The following is a 17,997-nucleotide window of genomic DNA, read 5'->3' as shown; positions in this document are numbered from 1 at the left end:
ACGCACCGAAGTGCGTTTTATATAATTTAACCTTTTAGTACTTTTTACTTAAAGGTGTTATACCCAATGGATATTAGAATGTAGCACTCACAAATAACCAAATTTTATCTGTATCAACCATACCTGTACCTGCATCACCTGCAGAGTAAGAAGCTAATTTAACGCCTGCTTTATAGTTTTTAGCAAAACCTTTTGCGTAAACTGCATCAATTTCAGAACCTAAATCAGCACTACCTTCATCGGCAGAAAAGTCATGGTAAGTGACAGTTAAACCGCCGCCTAATATTTTAGCGGCTAGCGTAACGTAAACATCTTCTAACCCAACATCCGGTGTACCTAAGAACTGATCGGCCCAGCCGTTAAACTTATGTGCTGTTGCTAAAGGAGTAGAAAAACCAACGCCTTTATCACTACCTAAAGATTCAAAACCTAATTTAGCGGTAACTTTACCGAAGTTATAGCCACCTTCTAACATAATATAGGTTGTATCAGCATCTGTAGCATCGTCAGATTGCGTTGCGAGTTCTGCTGCATATGAAAAGTTGTCTTTTTTACCTGTAAAGCTAACACCAAATGTATCTAAACCGTTATCAGTGTTGTTATCAACTTCTAATAGATAAGCATAACCCACTAATTTACCGATAGATGTTTTATATGCCACATTTAATAAATGATCTTTTGAATCTAAATCTTTCGCTTGTGCAAAAATGCGGTTTCTTTTACTGATGTATGAATAACTACCTGATAATTTATCAGAAGCTTGATACATAAATGTTGCCGCATCAAACGTTTGTCTGTCTTGTCTCCAGCCAACATGACCAACAAAACGATGACCGTCTAATGTAATAACCTGACGACCGACTTTAGCGGTAAACTTATCTTTTTTGTATTGAATAAATGCTTGGTCTAATTCAGTTGTTTCAGGATCTGCTACCACAGAATAAACGCCAGCATTTAGCCCGTTAGTATTATTGTAATCATCTACACCCGCTATAACACGCGAGTCTTCAAATTCTACTACACCGGTAAAACCATTATAGCTTGCTGTTGTGTGCGTTAGGCGTGTACGTAAAGTTAATGCATTGGCATCTTTAAGTGCGTTGTCTTGATCAACAGACTCATAACGTAGATTAAAATCTAATACTGTTTTTGAGTCATTCGCAGCAAAAGCAGTTAACGATGTTGACGCTAAAGTTGCAGTCATAAGTACAGCTATTTTACTTAGTTTCATGTTTAAGGTCCTATATTTAATAATTAGGTTTATATTAAAGTTATTATTCTAAAAGTTGTTGATTGGTATCAATTTTTAAGCGACTTCTTCGTTTTTAGATTCAGCTTTTTTTGATGTTGTAATCGTTTCCACTTTACGTTGTTTTTCATATAAGAAAGTGAGGACCGATGAACGTAAATTGTTGTAATTAGGATCTTTAGCCAAAGCTAAACGATCTCGTGGTCTAGGTAGGTTTACATCAAGAATTTCGCCCACAGTTGCCGCAGGACCATTAGTCATCATTACAATACGGTCTGATAGTAATACGGCTTCATCAACATCATGAGTGATCATAATAACGGTGTTGTTTAGCTCATCTTGAATTTCCATTAAAGAGTCTTGCATATGTGCACGCGTTAAGGCGTCTAATGCACCAAAGGGTTCATCCATTAGGAGTACTTCGGGTTGCATAGCCAGTGCCCTTGCAATACCAATTCGTTGTTTCATACCACCTGATATTTCATCAGGTAACTTATGTGCGGCGTGGTCCATATGCACTAAATGAATATTATGATTGATCCAATCTTTCATCTCGCTGGCCGACATTTTATTTCTAAAGACTTCTTTAACAGCAAGTTCAACATTTTGGTAACAAGTTAACCAAGGTAGTAAAGAATGGTTTTGAAAAACAACAGCACGTTCTGGCCCTGGCTCTCTTACTTCTTTGTTATTAAGTAAAACACCACCTTTAGTGGCTTGGTATAAACCAGCAACTACATTAAGCACTGTTGATTTGCCACAACCAGAGTGGCCGATTAATGAAATAAACTCACCCTTTTTAATTTGTAAATCTACATTTTGTAGCGCAGTAAAGTCCCCTTTAGGGGTTGGGAAAACCATATCGATTTTGCTAATGTTTAATAACGTTGTCATATTTTTTCCTAACTCGAATGTGTAAATACAATCGGATAAATATTATGGATATAAGCTGATAAATTATGGGCTACAGTTTTGCGCTGTCTTTATTCCAAGACACGTGATATTGAATTTTTTGCATAGTGCGGTCTAATAAAAATCCAATAAAACCTATTACCACTACAGCAGTCATAATGCGGCTTAACGAGTCTGAACTACCGTTTTGAAATTCGTCCCATACAAACTTACCTAAACCTGGGTTTTGAGCTAACATTTCAGCGGCAATTAATACCATCCATGCCACACCTAACGACATTCTCATACCGGTAAAAATTGAAGGAATAGCGGCAGGAATTACAATTTTTTGAATATGCTTTAATTTAGGTAAACGTAATACTTTACTTACGTTATCCCAGTCTTGGTTTATGCTGATCACACCCACAGAGGTATTAATAACCATTGGCCAAATACAACAAAGCGTTACAGTAATTAATGAGTTAACGAATGATTTTGCAAAGTATGGGTCATCTGATACATACAAGGCACTCACTGCCATGGTTACGAGAGGCAACCAAGCTAAAGGTGAAACGGGTTTAAAAATTTGAATAATAGGATTAATGGCTGTGTTTAAATTTTTACTTAATCCAATAGCGATACCCAGTGGTATAGCAAAAACGGCGGCAAGTATAAAACCACTCATTACCGTAATTAAGCTGGTAATAATTTGGTCTAAAAAGGTTTCTTTACCTGTATACGCACGTATTTTAGGTTCGTAAGTAGGATCTTTTGCCACCCTTTTCGCATTACGTTCATCTTGTCTTTGATAAAATGCATCCGCTTTATCACGCTCTGCTACATGTTCTTGATAAAGGTTGACCATTTGAGTACCAACCTCAGCTGGACCTGGAAACTTACCGAGTGATGTATTAATACTGCTGGCAGCTATTGTCCATAAAAACATAAAAATCAGCATACCAATCACAGGTAACAATACAGGCTTTGCATAATGGTTAAAAAGCCTGAAATTTGTTTTAAACTGACTGAAACTCGATGTTCCAGCTACTAATTTACTTATTAAGGTTGTCATTTTTTCTCCCCTTTGCGCAGACCACTTACATGGCCTACGCAACACATGATTAAATTAAAAGTACGACTCAAACAAAACTTAACGGTGAGTGTTAAAGTTTATCGTCAGCTTTCAAACCAATTTTAAATTGATTGATATAAGCGTTAGGTTGTGTGCCGTCGTAAACTAAATTATCAATAAAGTGTGTTTGAGGATTACGGAAGCCTGTTTCACTTTCAAAGTCAGGAAATTCACTGGCTTTAATTAACTTGTCAGCAATTAACGATTTAGCTGCAGCAATATAAATATCAGGACGATAAACTTTTTTCGCTACATCTTTGTACCAGCTGTCTGGCTTGTGCTCGCTAATTTGCCCCCAACGACGCATTTGCGTTAAATACCAAATAGCGTCTGAGTAATAAGGGTAAGTCGCGTTATGACGGAAAAATACGTTAAAGTCTGGTACAGCGCGTTTATCACCTTTCTCGTATTCAAAAGTTCCGGTCATTGAATTTGCAATAACGTTGTAGTCTGCTCCAACATAGTTTGATTGCGATAAAATTTTAACGGCTTCAGGACGATTAGCGTTGTCATTATCATCTAGCCACTTAGCTGCTCTGATCAATGCACGTGTTAAACGTAAAGTGGTAATTGGATATTTTTCAGTGAAAGATTTAGATAAACCAAATACTTTTTCTGGGTTGTCTTTCCAAATTTCGTAATCGGTAACAACGGGAACACCAATACCTTTAAATACCGCTTGTTGGTTCCAAGGTTCGCCCACACAGTAACCGTGAATAGTACCGGCTTCCATTGTGGCTGGCATTTGTGGTGGTGGAGTTACAGAAAGAAGTACTTTCGCATCAATATTCCCTGCAGTATCACCTTTGTGTGGAGCATAAAAACCCGGATGTATTCCACCAGCCGCTAACCAATAACGTAGTTCGTAGTTATGGGTAGAAACAGGGAAAACCATACCCATTTTAAAGGGCTTACCTTTGTCTATGTAGCTTTGAACAACCGGTTTTAATGCATCAGCTTTGATTGGATGCACCGGACGCCCATCTGCCATTTTAGGAATGTGTGGCTTCATTTGTTCCCAAATAGCATTTGATACTGTGATCGCATTACCATTTAAGTCCATTGAAAATGGCGTAACAATCTCGGCTTTAGTACCGTAACCTATGGTTGCGGCTATAGGTTGCCCTGCTAACATATGTGCGCCGTCTAAACGTCCATCAATTACACCGTCTAACAAAACTTTCCAGTTTGCTTGTGCTTCAATCGTTACGTATAAACCTTCATCTTCGAAATAGCCTTTTTCATAAGCTATAGCAATTGGTGCCATATCGGTTAATTTAATAAAACCAAATTTAAGTTCTTCTTTTTCAGGAAAACCTAATTCTGCAGCTTGAACAGACAAGGTGGTAATAACACTTGTTAATAAACAGGTACTCGCAACAATTGCGCTACAAATGGTTTTATTAAAGTTTTTTAAGGGTTTAGCAAACATACTTTTCTCCAAATAAAAAAAGCCCATAACGACAGTGAAAATAAATTTCAGTCGCTATGGGCTACAATGCCAAACTAATAAATAACTACGCCGTTGCAGTAACATTAGTTTAATGTGTTTAAGCGCTACTCTTAGAGTTTATCTGTACAGTAGCGCCTAGCGTTTAATATTACGTTATTGCAATATTAAACAGTTACTTTTTGATATTTATCAATACAAGTATTACGCCAAAACTTACTTTTTATTGATTTACAATAACTTACGACAGCCAGGCAAGTTGTTAGAGTATTTATTCAAATAGATTCGCACCTATCTTGGTCGTATTTTTATACATTTGGTGCACGACCAATGGCTATAAAATAGCGGCCAACGACAAAATGTTCTTAGCGACGTCTTCAACCTTTTGGCCATTGTCCATCGCCATTTTTCTCATGCTGTGATACGCCTCACGCTCAGAATAGTCTTTGTTTTGCATCAACAATAACTTGGCCTGTTCAACAGTACGTTGGCTCGATAACTTATTTTTAGCTAAAGCAAGTTCTTGTTTTAAGGTTTCATGTTCAACAAATCGAACAATCGCAGTATCAAGGATCGACTTAATACGTCTAAAGTCTGTTTCTCCTGCTACATAAGCAGTAACGCCAGATTTAATGAGTAAATTAATGAGATCTGTGCCCTCTTGCTCCGAAAACATAACAATAGGTTTAGGTGAATATTTAGAAATATAATTTAAACTTTCAAGCATACGTTTTTTAGGGAATTCGACATCAATTACAAGAATGTCAGGATTATGTTTTTCAACTTCTTTGATTAACGACACGTTATCAGGGCCGTCACTGAGTAGACTACTGCTATTTAATACACAACAAATTTCATAATGAGTACCTGCTAATACTTTCACTAGGTTGTTTCGTTTACACAATTCATGTTCAATTAATAAGATGTTGTATTTCTGTTTAGTATCACTCTGTTGTGATAACTTTTTTATAGAATTCATATCTTTCTCGATAGCTATAAAAATAATATATAAATAGGATCATCCAAGTATTGGACCAATACTTAAAAAACTTAAATAATATTTATTATCAATAGCTTATATAAAAAGATAGATAGATTGTGACACTGAATGTGCTTAAATGATGCAGTGATGCGCTAATGTGGACGCTTTAATTGGTCGTTAATTGTTTCAATGATAAAGCGCTTTGAGAGTTTTGCGCTATACCATAATAATATCGCTTTGTTTTATTACTCATGCCTGTACCTTTAGAACGCTCTCTTTATTATCGAAAGCAAAACTTTTGGAACAGGCATTTGTTCAATTTTATCGAAGGATTAGGGGTTATGTCTGCCACGGCATTCTGCTACCAACCGAGGAAGTATTTTTTCCATAATGCGTTCAGCATTGGCTGCAACGGTAAGCGCGGGGTTCGACATACCCGCCGAGCCAGGTAATAGAGCGCTATCAACTACATAAAGGTTTTGATAACCATCTACCTCTCCAAAGTAACTACAGGCTTTACCCATTACAGCGCCACCACAAGCGTGCCACGACGTATACGCGAGCGATGGGTTTTGTACTACTACAGCATTACTTTGCGCCGCAATATTTTGTAACGAATGAGTATAAGCGCTGTGAGATTGCGTTAGGGCATCAGTTGGCCAATTGACAAATATCTGATCTTCGCTGGCATTATAACTTAGTGAACCTAACTTATCGGGGGCCGACATACCTAACTGAAATTGTACCTCTCCAAAGCCCGTAGTTGGAGAGTGCATAAAGGTTACTGGTTTTATCGGATTGCTATTATCATGTGCCGCCATAGCTGCTGGTCCACCTTGCAGCGAACCTATATCGCTACTACCAGCAACAGTCATAGTTAACTCGTCGCCATTATTTCCCCAATATTGTCCAATATATTCATTTAGTTCAGGTAAATCACCACTTTGTTTGGCATTTAATAACAACTTAGTTGTGTTCATGGAGCCCGCTGCTAAAAATAAATATTGGCTTTTGATATCATGCAATTTAATAACGTCACCGCCTGTAGTGAGTACCTCGCACTGTATATGATATTGACCATCATCTGCTTGATTAATTTGTACAACATTATGTAATGTTAAAATTTGCAGTTTTCCTGTTTGCATCGCGGCTTTCAGGTAATTTTTATCGAGGGTATTTTTGGCATTGCTGTTACAGCCATATATGTATTCGCCAACTGAAGCAGCAGCATTACGCTTCCCTTTTATCTCTTTGCGAATAATATTCCAGTCGAACCCCACCTCAGTAGCCGACACATCCAGCCCCGCGGCCTCAGCGTCTTGTTTGAATGCGCTCATCGCTCGATAATTGTTTGTATTTAAAATATCATCTGGGATACTTCCCCCACTTATTTTAGCTAATACTTTGGGGTAATAAACCTCATTCATTTGGTTATAGTCTAAGTAAGGGAATACCTGTTCAAAAGCACTTTGTGTTGGTTGTAATAACACCCCTCCGTAAACCAGCGAACCTCCTCCTAGTCCAGCTGCACATACCACCCCTATATTGTTGCCATAAATACGCTCCATTAAACCCGTATAAAGTGGTACTTTCTTTTGCAAGGTAAAAGCGTCTAGTGTTCCTAACCAGGTAGTACGCCCATCATCGGCACTGTCGGCTATTGTTGGGAAGGTATCTTCACCAAAATAGGTCCAGTCTTTACCTCGTTCGAGTAAAATAGTAGGAATACCCGCTTCACACAAGCGCAATGCAGCAACAGAACCACCAAACCCTGAGCCAATCACAACCGCTGTTTTATTAGTATGTTTATGTTTTTTAAATCTTGGGCGCCTTTGACTCGCATCCACAACACTAGATACCCCTGCTACGGCACCTAAGCAAATCCCACCTTTTAAAAAATTTCTACGATTAAGTTTTGTCATACAATACCTCTATTTGTCATTCTAATTGCCCTATAGACTCGCAAGCGCATGCTAAATAACTCAAGCAACTAGGTGTAAAAAATCTACGAATGGTTAAGAAAAACGGAGCCTGACGACTCCGTTTTATTTTGATTATTAAAAATAACTCGAACAACAAACACCTAGTTTACAAACTCAAGAGTCTTAAATGTAAAATAGGAGGATCTAATAAATTAGTTGTTCACTACAGCTCTTTAAAGTCTAGTTCAAAAACAGACCAACCATAGTCTAAGTCACTTGTTGTACATGTTTTTTCCGCGCCTTCGACACTGATTCCGTCAGTATCGACTGCACCGCTACGCTTTGAATTACCAAATTAATTAATAAATATCCTTATTGATTAATAATAATTTAATTCGCTCTATTTACAATAATCTCCATTGGATATGCACTTTCTTTTGATGCTATGTCAAAATTGCTTTTACCTAAAGACGATGTACTTTCATTTTGTAGTATAAATGCGACAGCTGGTTCGTCTTTATGCTCTTTTAGGTAGTCTGTGATATCCAGTTCATACCAAGTACCACTTGTATCTTCTTCGTAATCGGGCCCTGTTGTATTCAATACTTCCACTGTTCCAACCAGCTCATTAGTGCTCGGAGCATTGTTCCAAGTTAAAGACATTTCATCCCATGTTGCGGTGGTATCGTAAAAATGAATCGTTCGAGTTGGATCGGTATTGACGCTTGAAACATAGAACCTTAACGTGGCATTTTGAATAACGAGATCGTCGTAAGCGGAGTTATCAAATTTAACAAAGGTTTTGCGTTTAAATTCCGTTGAATCATAAATGGATTTAACGGTTAAGTTTTCTGCTAATCCAAAGTTAGTATCCCCATAAGATCCATCACGTACATAAGTATCCCCTGCTGGATAAGTGATAACTGTATTAACTGTATTATAGGCCGCGCAGTGCTCGGCCATGTAATCAGACGCGTCTTTGGCTTGTACCAGACCATGACCATAAACAGGGTCCCAACCCTCAACACCTAAGTCTTTTGCTGATGCGCTCAGGGCTGCACGCACTTCGGCGGCAGTACATTTTAGGTTATTACTCCACGCTAATGCAGCGGCCCCTGCCACATAAGGTGTTGCCATGGAGGTACCATTTGCATAGCTATAACCATCGGTTCCTTTCGTTTCTATTTCTAACGTGACTGTCTGTCCCACTAACGTTTTTAGTTGATCTAGATAACTGACAGAAAGGGTAGACAGATAATTGGATGTTCCACTGGTATACGTATCAGATTCAAAATCAGACAACATTAGTGTATACAATGAATCTAACCCAATGCCGTTGCAATGATACCAATTAACAAGAGCAATACATATCGTGTCTTTTACCTGTTCAGGAAGACAAGGATTTTCCTTATCACAATAAGAAAGCTTGGCTGTAATAGGTGCCAACAAATACCCACTCGTAATGCTATAAGGATACAATTCACCGTTAATGCGTAACTCCGCAGCATAGTTTTTAAAGTATTCCTTCCCAATCGGCATGGTGGAATAAATACCACCACCAGGGGCAACCAATTCAGTTTCAGCTAATTGATTCGAAAAACTGCTAATTTCATCATTGATATTGATTGAACCTGTAGCGATAATTGAAGAAAAGGATGCGGGATAGATTTTTTCCTCGGTTGGTGCTACATGCCCTTGATTGCCGTTGGCTGCGACCACAAGCACATTTTTGTCGTATACCGCTTGAAAAACCTCCTCACCGTATTGGGTATAAGTATTTGATGGGCCTTTTATAGATATTGAGATGATATTTGCGCCTTCTTCAGCGCAATCGTAGGCGTTATCAGCGAGAAAACTCATCGCTGAGTAGCCGGAAGGAGCTAAAAAATTGTTATTCTTATCTAACACACGTTTTATATGTAAATTTACTTTGCCATTGGGCAACACGCCTTTGGTGCCATATTGGTTATCCAACGCGGCAATGATCCCAGCAATATGAGTACCATGCCCCTGTTCATCATTGTTCCAAGCCCCCAGAACTTCTGTATCTGTCCCTGTTACTCGGTCATGGGGTAAGTCTTCATGTGAGGTATCGTAACCGGAATCAATAATACATACCGTCAGGTTATCCGCCGCCGCATCAGACAATTGATCGGCCTGAACTCGTTGATATCCCCAAGATGCCACTTGTGGTAATGCTAAATCTTCTTGAACCGGTTCGACCTCAGCCCAATAGGGACTATTGGTTGGAGTGAAGACTTGACTCGAAGAACTGCTATTTACCCGCTCTATCCTTTCTGAGGTAACAGCATTATTAAACCCATCCTCTAGCGATTGCAATGCATTAACTGATAAATACGGGTCTGCCTCGGCATAATTAATGATGCTGAGAGTGTTAAGAGTACTGTCTAAGCGCTGGTTTAATGCGTTCAGCTCTACCTGTTCATTAAGCTTAAGCACCACAGCCCCTAAGCGCGCAATACGGGCAATACTGAGCTCGGCACCATAAGTATTACTCAGGGTTTGTAATAGAGTTCGAGCTTGAGAATATTGCTCATCTGATATGTAATCTCCACGAGTTTGTGACCTGTGATAAGCCGTTAACACTTTGATATAGCTGGCATCACGGAACTTGACGATAATCAGGTCGGATTTAGCGGTGATAGTTTCAGTACTGTTTGTTACCGATGACGTGGCTTCAGCGTTAACATCATTGGCGAGTGCATTAGTGTAATACGAATTAAAACCTACCAATGTGGTAAGTAAGATAATTGAGGGTTTAATCTTCATGTTTCTTTATCCTTAATATTAATGTTTTACAGTTGTATTCATTAGTTGCATTCATTTTTTATCGTCTATCAGATAAATTAATCTCCATATTTAAAACGGCCTATACACTCTATCCCGCTGACGTAAAGACCATATTTAAATTAATCCCTGTTATTAAATATGAACGAACAATATGAAGCCCCCTCATAGGTTCAACAACATTATTCGCTACAACATATTTTATTAGGGCATTAAAAGATAACTAGATAACAATTTAAGGAGTTATATAAGCAGCACAATGAGTGCGCATATAATCGGACGCGTCTTTTGCTTGCACCAGACCATGCCCATAAACGGGATCCCAGCCATTGGTGCCTAAGTCTTTTGCGGATTCACTAAGGGCAGTACGTACTTCGGCGGCCGTACATTCTAGGTTATTACTCCATGCAAGCGCGGCTGCACCTGCCACATAGGGCGTCGCCATTGAGGTGCCGTCTGCATAACTATAACCATCATTTTTTTTAAATTCTTTTTCAAAGGTAACAGTTTGTCCCACTAATGCTTTGAGTTTATCTAAGTATTCCATAGAAAGAGTAGACGAACCATTAGCTATATTAGAAATATCTAAAGACTCAAAATCTCTTAATGTCTCTGTATGTGCTGGATTCAGCAAGATAATTTTACCATCAGCATCGTAGATGATTTTACCATCAGCATCGTACATAAGACTACAATAGCCGCTGGCCTCAACGGAAATACAGATACTGTCTTTGACATCCTCATAACTAGGTAGGCAATAGTCTCTTTCACAAAAAGTAAGTTTTGTGGTTATATTAATATTCTCAAAACTATTTAAGAATCTTCCCACATAGCTTCTCAAATAAGCCTCACCATTAATACGTATTTCCGATCTATAATATTTGTTATATTCGAGTCCCTCTGGCATGGTGGAATAAATACCACCACCAGGAGCGACCAATTCAGTTTCAGCTAATTGATTCGAAAAACTGCTAATTTCATCATTGATATTGATTGAACCTGTAGCGATAATTGAAGAAAAGGATGCGGGATAGATTTTTTGCTCGGTTGGTGCTACATGCCCTTCATTACCGTTGGCTGCGACCACAAGCACATTATTGTCGTATACCGCTTGAAAAACCTCCTCACCGTATTGGGTATAAGTACTTGATGGGCCTCCCATAGATATTGAGATAATATTTGCGCCTTCTTCAGCGCAATCGTAGGCGTTATCAGCGAGTAAACTCATCACTGCGTAGTCGGAAGGTGCTACAAAAACTTTATTTTTATCTAACACACGTTTTATAAGTAAATTTACTTTACCATTGGGCAACACGCCTTTGGTGCCATATTGGTTATCCAACGCGGCAATGATCCCAGCAATATGAGTACCATGCCCCTGTTCATCATTGTTCCAAGCCCCTAGTATTTCTGAATCTGTGCCTGTTACTCGGTCATGGGGTAAGTCTTCATGTGAGGTATCGTAACCGGAATCAATAATACATACCGTCAGGTTATCCGCCGCCGCATCAGACAATTGATCGGCCTGAACTCGTTGATATCCCCAAGATGCCACTTGTGGCTGAGCTACTCCCTCTTGGCCCGGCTCAACCGTTGTCCAATAAGGGGTCGTTTCAGTAGAAGTTAAGATACGATATGGTGATTTATCATTTACCATATTTAAATTATATTCATCAGCAAGATCACTGATAGGATCCTGAACAGATTGCAATGCTTTAACTGATAAATACGGGTCTGCTTCGGCATAATTAATGATGCTGAGAGTGTTAAGAGTACTGTCTAAGCGCTGGTTTAATGCGTTCAGCTCTACCTGTTCATTAAGCTTAAGCACCACAGCCCCTAAGCGCGCAATACGCGCAATACTGAGCTCGGCACCATAAGTATTACTCAGGGTTTGTAATAGAGTTCGAGCTTGAGAATATTGCTCATCTGATATGTAATCTCCACGAGTTTGTGACCTGTGATAAGCCGTTAACACTTTGATATAGCTGGCATCACGGAACTTGACGATAATCAGGTCGGATTTAGCGGTGATAGTTTCAGTACTGTTTGTTACCGATGACGTGGCTTCAGCGTTAACATCATTGGCGAGTGCATTAGTGTAATACGAATTAAAACCTACCAATGTGGTAAGTAAGATAATTGAGGGTTTAATCTTCATGTTTCTTTATCCTTAATATTAATGTTTTTTTCAGTTGTATTCATTAGTTGCATTCATTTTTTATCGTCTATCAGATAAATTAATCTCCATATTTAAAACGGCCTAAAACAGATATTAATATGCTCGGATAGGTCAATACGTCCTTAATCAGGATATGAGACGTATTATTTTTATTTTTTATGAATTAATATTTTTCGGTATGCTTGATAGGTTTTAAATCAAGTCGAACAAGAGTAATACGAGGATATATTGATATGTTTTTTGATTGATTTGTATTTAGTGCAGAAATAAGCAAGAGAAGTTAAGTCGGTTTTAAATGAATCTTTTAAGTAATATGTAATATGAGTTTGTTCTTTTAAGCCGTTATAGTGATTTTATGAAGATTAGCCATACATTCTTAATGCTATTACCATCTAAGATGCAGGTTTCAGCGGGAACTAAAAACAATTTAGGTGCAAATTTTACGTTCCAAACAAAAGCTATTACTTATATCCATGTAAGAACATAACTAAAGTTAATAACGAAGCATAAATTGTTTTTAGCCCCCTCAGAGAAACGTTTGAGCAAAATCACTTCATCAATAATGCTTTTTATAAGAGAGTGCCCCTTATTACAAAGCGTTACTTTGAATTGATATCGCTCAAGTACTCTGACATATGCATACGGGTATATACATACTGAAGTCAATCAGCTCTAACGTTTAAGCTTTACGTATACGTGCAATAAGTGCAAACAACCCCAAAGCAAAAATTGCTAAAGATGGCATTTCAGGTACTGACGTTACATCACCAATTAAAACTTCTGTTGGTGTAAATGATACTGACTTAAATGAACCACCCAAGTCATCACTTAATGCAATATTACTTAAGTTAAATACATTCATTCCGTTAGCTTTTACATCAAAATTTACTGTGGCTAATACGAAGCTTGCTAAACCATCTTGTGCTGCAAATAAATCGCTGCTAAAAGCTAAACTCAATTCAGAGAGTTTTAACGAACCAAGTCCTGAATCTGTTGCTATTTGATCACTTGGGAACAATGGGTCTACGTCTAATAAACTACCAAAGGTTGTTGTTTGGTATGCAAGTAATGAATTATCAAATAATAAGTCAAAATCGAATGTTGCTAATAATTTTGTAAAGCCTAAGTCTTGTTCAATATCAGAGATTACAATATTAGCCTGCAAAACATCACCCATTTGGTAATTTGTGTTATCTAACTCTATTGTTAGTAATGTAGCTTGCGAGCTTAATGTTATAAACAGTGATGCACATAATGCGATTAATTTTTTCATTTTATTTTCCTAAACTTATTTTAATTTGTTTGACGTCTCTTCCTATATAAAGGAAGAGACGTATGTGTTGGTTGTTATTATTCAGCGGCACAACGACTGCGTGTACAAAGTGACATTAATGCTCTTACGTCGCCTGTATTTACAACACCGTCTTTATTAAAGTCATTTTTAATATCAAGTGTTTCGCTACCCCTTACTAAAAGCGTAAATGCGGTAAGGTCGTTGCGGTCAACATCTCCATCTTTATCAAAATCACCTAATAAACTTGAGCTAGATATTAAGTTAAGTGAAATAACAACGGGATCATGGTCTGATGCTCTATAAGCGTCGCTTCCATAATAAGTGTTTAATTGATTAGCTGATTTAAACTCGGTGTTGTAGTCAAAAGATACGGGTTCATCAGCATTAATATGCCAAACCGTAGTTTCAACTACTTGACTCGTTAATGACGTTGATGCAAGTGCATGATCTAAATAACCTAATTCACCACCAAAGCTATAAGAATAAGCGTTATGACCTAATGATTTTTCAACTAAATTTTGATAACCATTAGTTTCAATTGCCGTAATAGGATCTTCTTTAGCGTAGGCGTTCAAGTCACCCATAATTAATACATCAGTATCTGTTGTGCCAGTAGGTAATGTGGCTAACCATGCTGTTAAAGTATTAGCGGCTTGTGTACGTAAACCATTCCAACAACCTTGTCCGTCATTTATATCGGCGTTGTTACCTGATGCACTTCCACAGCTACCTTTAGATTTAAAATGATTAACCGCTATTGTAATACCTTCATTAGTGGCTATTTCTTTAAAAGTTTGTACTAAAGGTTGGCGATTACCAAAATCGAATGGTACTTGAGTAGTTGTTACTGCATTACCTTCTAGCGCAACACTTGCTGGCTTATAAATTAAACCCACAGTTATCGCATCTGAACCTAAAGTTGAGGTATTAGGATTAACAAAGCGATATGTATCAGCACCCATTTGTACGTTTAGTTTATTCACTAAATCACTAATAGCACTAGTCGTGTTGTAACCATCGTTTTCAATTTCCATTAGGCCAACAATATCAGCGTTTATTGCAACCAGTGCAGAAACGATTTTGTCACTTTGGCGAGAAAACTCTTCAGCGGTATGTGCGCCTCGTGCAGTTGGAAAACCACCGCCTAAACCATCTCCATTAAAGTAATTTAATACGTTAAAGCTAGCAATTTTTAACGAACCTTCATTAGAAAATTGTGGCTCGTTAGTACGACTGTTTGTTGATATAAACTGTGGTTCGTTAGTCGGTAACACTCGATAATTACCAAAACTAAAATCAATAACACCCGTTAAGTTACTCACTGAATCGCCTAAACGAACCGTATTTATATAACTTAGATTAGGGGCTGGAAATGGTACAAGTTCAGGGTTTTGTTGATTGTTTTTATCGTCTAACAAAATAGTATTTCGGCTATTTTGTTCTGTTAATGCAATAGCTTGAGGACTATTTGGCGCATAAACATTGGTTGCTTTAAGTAAACGACCATTAGATAAAGATAACTCACCAAACCGAGTTAAACTAAAAGAATCAGTGACTTGTAGGTTATGCGTTACATTAATAAGCATACCTTCAACGTTTTCCCAATCAGATAAATTATCAACAGGTAAACTGATATCTTGTGGAGCAATAACCTCTCCTACACCACAATCAACATAGGTGGTAGAAGCTGTTAATTGAGTTCTAGCAAATGACTCTCCAACAACGCCTTGTACTCTTACTTTATGACCAATAGTTGGCATACCAACCGTAGTTGATAAATTTTCGTCCAAAACAAAAATCCCTTCAGAGGTTTCAACAGAAGCGTCTTGATCGGCTAGTTCTTCTTGTACAAAGTAACCGTTAAGAGACGCTACTGTTGATGTAACAACACCTTCGATTGTTTTTGTTTCACCTATCACTAAAGATTCAGGGCCAAAACCTTGAATAGTATTAATGTAATCAGCCGTATCGTTACATGCACCAATAGGTAATGTAGGCTCTGTTGGTGTATCTGGATCTGTTGGTGCACTCGCGGTTGCATTATGAGCACCTAAAAAACTAAAGGTATTACTCGGTTCTTCATCCCATTCAGTTGTAACATCAAATGCATCATTTCTGTTTGAATCGCCTTGGGTAATTGAAACTTTTCTTATCAGAGTTTTATTAGTACCCCAACTTTGTTTAACGCCGTAAAAACCTACAGAGTCAATGATCGTATCACCCTTGGTTAATTCGATGTAATCATCACCATTAAAATTAGCAGCACTAGTAAACACATCAATTTTACTAACAATATCACCCGTGGCTTGGCTATTACCTAACACCAAAACGTTATTCGATAATAATTGACCTGATAAACTTAAGGTACTTGTGGGTGTTAAGCTACCGTTTGAATAAAGCTTAAATTCATAACCTGTTAAATCGATAGTAGCTAATGTTGGGTTATATATTTCAACTGCTTTATTAAAACTACTCCCTTCTACATATTCAGAAATAAACAAGTCTGCTCCGCCTGGTGCTGTCGTTGAGTCTGTTGGTTCTGGATCAGTAGGTTCAGTAACTTCCGGATCTGTTGGCGTTGGTTCTGTTTGTTGTTGGCCCGTGCAGCTTTGTGTATAAATTAGTGAAATCCACTCTGGGTGATCAATAAATGGGTTACGGTTTCCTTGAAATTCATAAATTCTGTTATTACGTTTTTGTTCAAACTCATCTACAGGATCGTTTTCATTCCAGCTTAACAGTGCACATAACTTACCTAGTTTTGCTTCACTGGTGCTTGTTAAACGGTTTACAACTTCTAAATCAGGTGTTGATGAATCATTGCCCTCATAACGTGTATCCATATAAAAAATAATACGGGCAACATCACCTTTTACTGCATCACGTGGTTCAAACGAATCGCTATCGACTCTATTCGCAGGAGATTCAGCTAATGGGCTATCACTGTAGTCAAAATCTAAATTACCGCGAGATGAGTTAACCGAAATATCAGTAGGACGTAAATGATGTATATCGGTATAAGCACTTGCACTGCTGCTAGGAAAACCATGACTTTTAGCCCAAACATGTTCACGGTTCCAGTTATCCTGATTGCTAGATTGAGTACCGCTACCATTTGAAGACTTGGCTAATGAAAGGCCTCGGTAAAATAAAATAACATTGTTGTTATTTAAAGGGTCTTCATCGGTTTGTGTTAAAGCAGTCCAAACTTCAGAGTAAGTTAATTGCTTATGATTTTCAGAAATAGTATTGCTAATGCTTTCTTTAATTATTGATTGGCTTTGAGCAGAATTTACGGCATCAAATACTTGTGCGTAGTAGTCGTTGTCATTAAAGTTAGCAGCATTGGCGATTTTAGTTAAGTCAGGACAATTAAAACATGCCTCTGTAATGGTATCTGTTTCAGGTGTTTCTCCACCTTCTCCAGTGTCACCTCCATTATCACCTGAAGTACCTCCAGCAGTAACAAGCACGTCATCAAGTCTTAAATATTCAGAACCTGCACCGTTTTGCATAGCAACTTTAATCACTAAAGTTGAACCTTCAGCAATGTCTGCTTCAATTATTGTTGATGTAAAATCATCAATTAAAGTGTGTTCAGTACTACCTAAACCTTGCCAATTTGGCACTTGAACAAATGCACCACCATCAACTGAATAGAATAAATCAAAAAAATCATCTGCTTCATGAGTGCCCTGTTCTGCAGCTAAAAGAGATAATTTAATGTCTGATTTATTTGAAATATCTATAGATTCAGAGATCCATTCCACAACACCATCAACATCTCTGGCTTCCATTACAGCATTTGTGACTTTAAACCAATCTGAAGAAGCCGTTAACGAAGCATTGCTGACATCAATAGACCAACGATCTACGTTTGCCATATCAATTGTTGAATTAACTGCGCCTTTATTATTCAGTTCAGAATCATTGAAGTTTTCACTCCATAAGTCTTCTGCATAAGCAGATGTACTTATTAATAAAGCTGAGGATATACACAAAGCCAATTGGCTTTTGGTATACATAAATCGAGCTGATCTTGGTACTAATGAATCGACTTTAACCGTCTTTTTCTTGAACATTGAAC

The 17,997-nt window shown here is 37.9% G+C and carries 10 protein-coding genes; all 10 read right to left on the bottom strand.

All coding sequences use genetic code 11. From position 1 onward, the window contains the following. Positions 1 to 73: 73 nt before the first annotated feature. The 10 genes from ACM9HF_RS02865 to ACM9HF_RS02820 all read right to left on the bottom strand — a co-directional run bounded on the left by ACM9HF_RS02865 (position 74) and on the right by ACM9HF_RS02820 (position 17,992). A complete protein-coding gene (locus ACM9HF_RS02865; protein WP_473614210.1) occupies positions 74 to 1,231 on the bottom strand; it encodes an alginate export family protein in 1,158 nt (385 codons plus the stop codon). A 75-nt stretch (positions 1,232 to 1,306) separates the two neighbouring features. After that, a complete protein-coding gene (locus tag ACM9HF_RS02860) occupies positions 1,307 to 2,143 on the bottom strand; it encodes an ABC transporter ATP-binding protein (RefSeq protein ID WP_473614209.1) in 837 nt (278 codons plus the stop codon). 70 nt (positions 2,144 to 2,213) lie between these two features. Then, positions 2,214 to 3,212: an ABC transporter permease gene (locus ACM9HF_RS02855; RefSeq protein WP_473614208.1), complete on the bottom strand. Its 999-nt coding sequence runs from the start codon at positions 3,210 to 3,212 to the stop codon at positions 2,214 to 2,216. 91 nt (positions 3,213 to 3,303) lie between these two features. Continuing rightward, positions 3,304 to 4,704 (bottom strand): CmpA/NrtA family ABC transporter substrate-binding protein, encoded by a 1,401-nt coding sequence (locus ACM9HF_RS02850; protein ID WP_473614207.1) that lies wholly within the window; start codon positions 4,702 to 4,704, stop codon positions 3,304 to 3,306. Positions 4,705 to 5,056: 352 nt separating this feature from the next. Next, positions 5,057 to 5,701, bottom strand: a complete 645-nt coding sequence (locus ACM9HF_RS02845) for an ANTAR domain-containing response regulator (protein WP_473614206.1) — start codon at positions 5,699 to 5,701, stop codon at positions 5,057 to 5,059. 335 nt (positions 5,702 to 6,036) lie between these two features. Further along, positions 6,037 to 7,626 carry a GMC family oxidoreductase N-terminal domain-containing protein gene (locus tag ACM9HF_RS02840; protein WP_473614205.1) on the bottom strand — a complete coding sequence of 530 codons (1,590 nt, stop codon included), beginning with the start codon at positions 7,624 to 7,626 and terminating at the stop codon, positions 6,037 to 6,039. Positions 7,627 to 8,016: 390 nt separating this feature from the next. Then, the gene (locus ACM9HF_RS02835) at positions 8,017 to 10,416 is read right to left on the bottom strand and encodes a S8 family serine peptidase (RefSeq protein WP_473614204.1); all 2,400 of its coding nucleotides are present in this window, start codon (positions 10,414 to 10,416) and stop codon (positions 8,017 to 8,019) included. Positions 10,417 to 10,669: 253 nt separating this feature from the next. Next, positions 10,670 to 12,595, bottom strand: coding sequence for a S8 family serine peptidase (locus ACM9HF_RS02830; RefSeq protein WP_473614203.1), 1,926 nt, complete (start codon positions 12,593 to 12,595; stop codon positions 10,670 to 10,672). A gap of 700 nt (positions 12,596 to 13,295) precedes the next feature. Continuing rightward, positions 13,296 to 13,889 (bottom strand): hypothetical protein, encoded by a 594-nt coding sequence (locus ACM9HF_RS02825; protein WP_473614202.1) that lies wholly within the window; start codon positions 13,887 to 13,889, stop codon positions 13,296 to 13,298. 77 nt (positions 13,890 to 13,966) lie between these two features. Further along, positions 13,967 to 17,992 carry an ExeM/NucH family extracellular endonuclease gene (locus tag ACM9HF_RS02820; protein ID WP_473614201.1) on the bottom strand — a complete coding sequence of 1,342 codons (4,026 nt, stop codon included), beginning with the start codon at positions 17,990 to 17,992 and terminating at the stop codon, positions 13,967 to 13,969. Between the last annotated feature and the right edge of the window lie 5 nt (positions 17,993 to 17,997).

It is taken from the genome of Colwellia sp. RE-S-Sl-9 (assembly GCF_048296855.1).
In the GTDB taxonomy this organism is placed as follows: Bacteria; Pseudomonadota; Gammaproteobacteria; order Enterobacterales; family Alteromonadaceae; genus Pseudocolwellia.
This window is presented reverse-complemented; position numbering and strand designations above follow the sequence as displayed.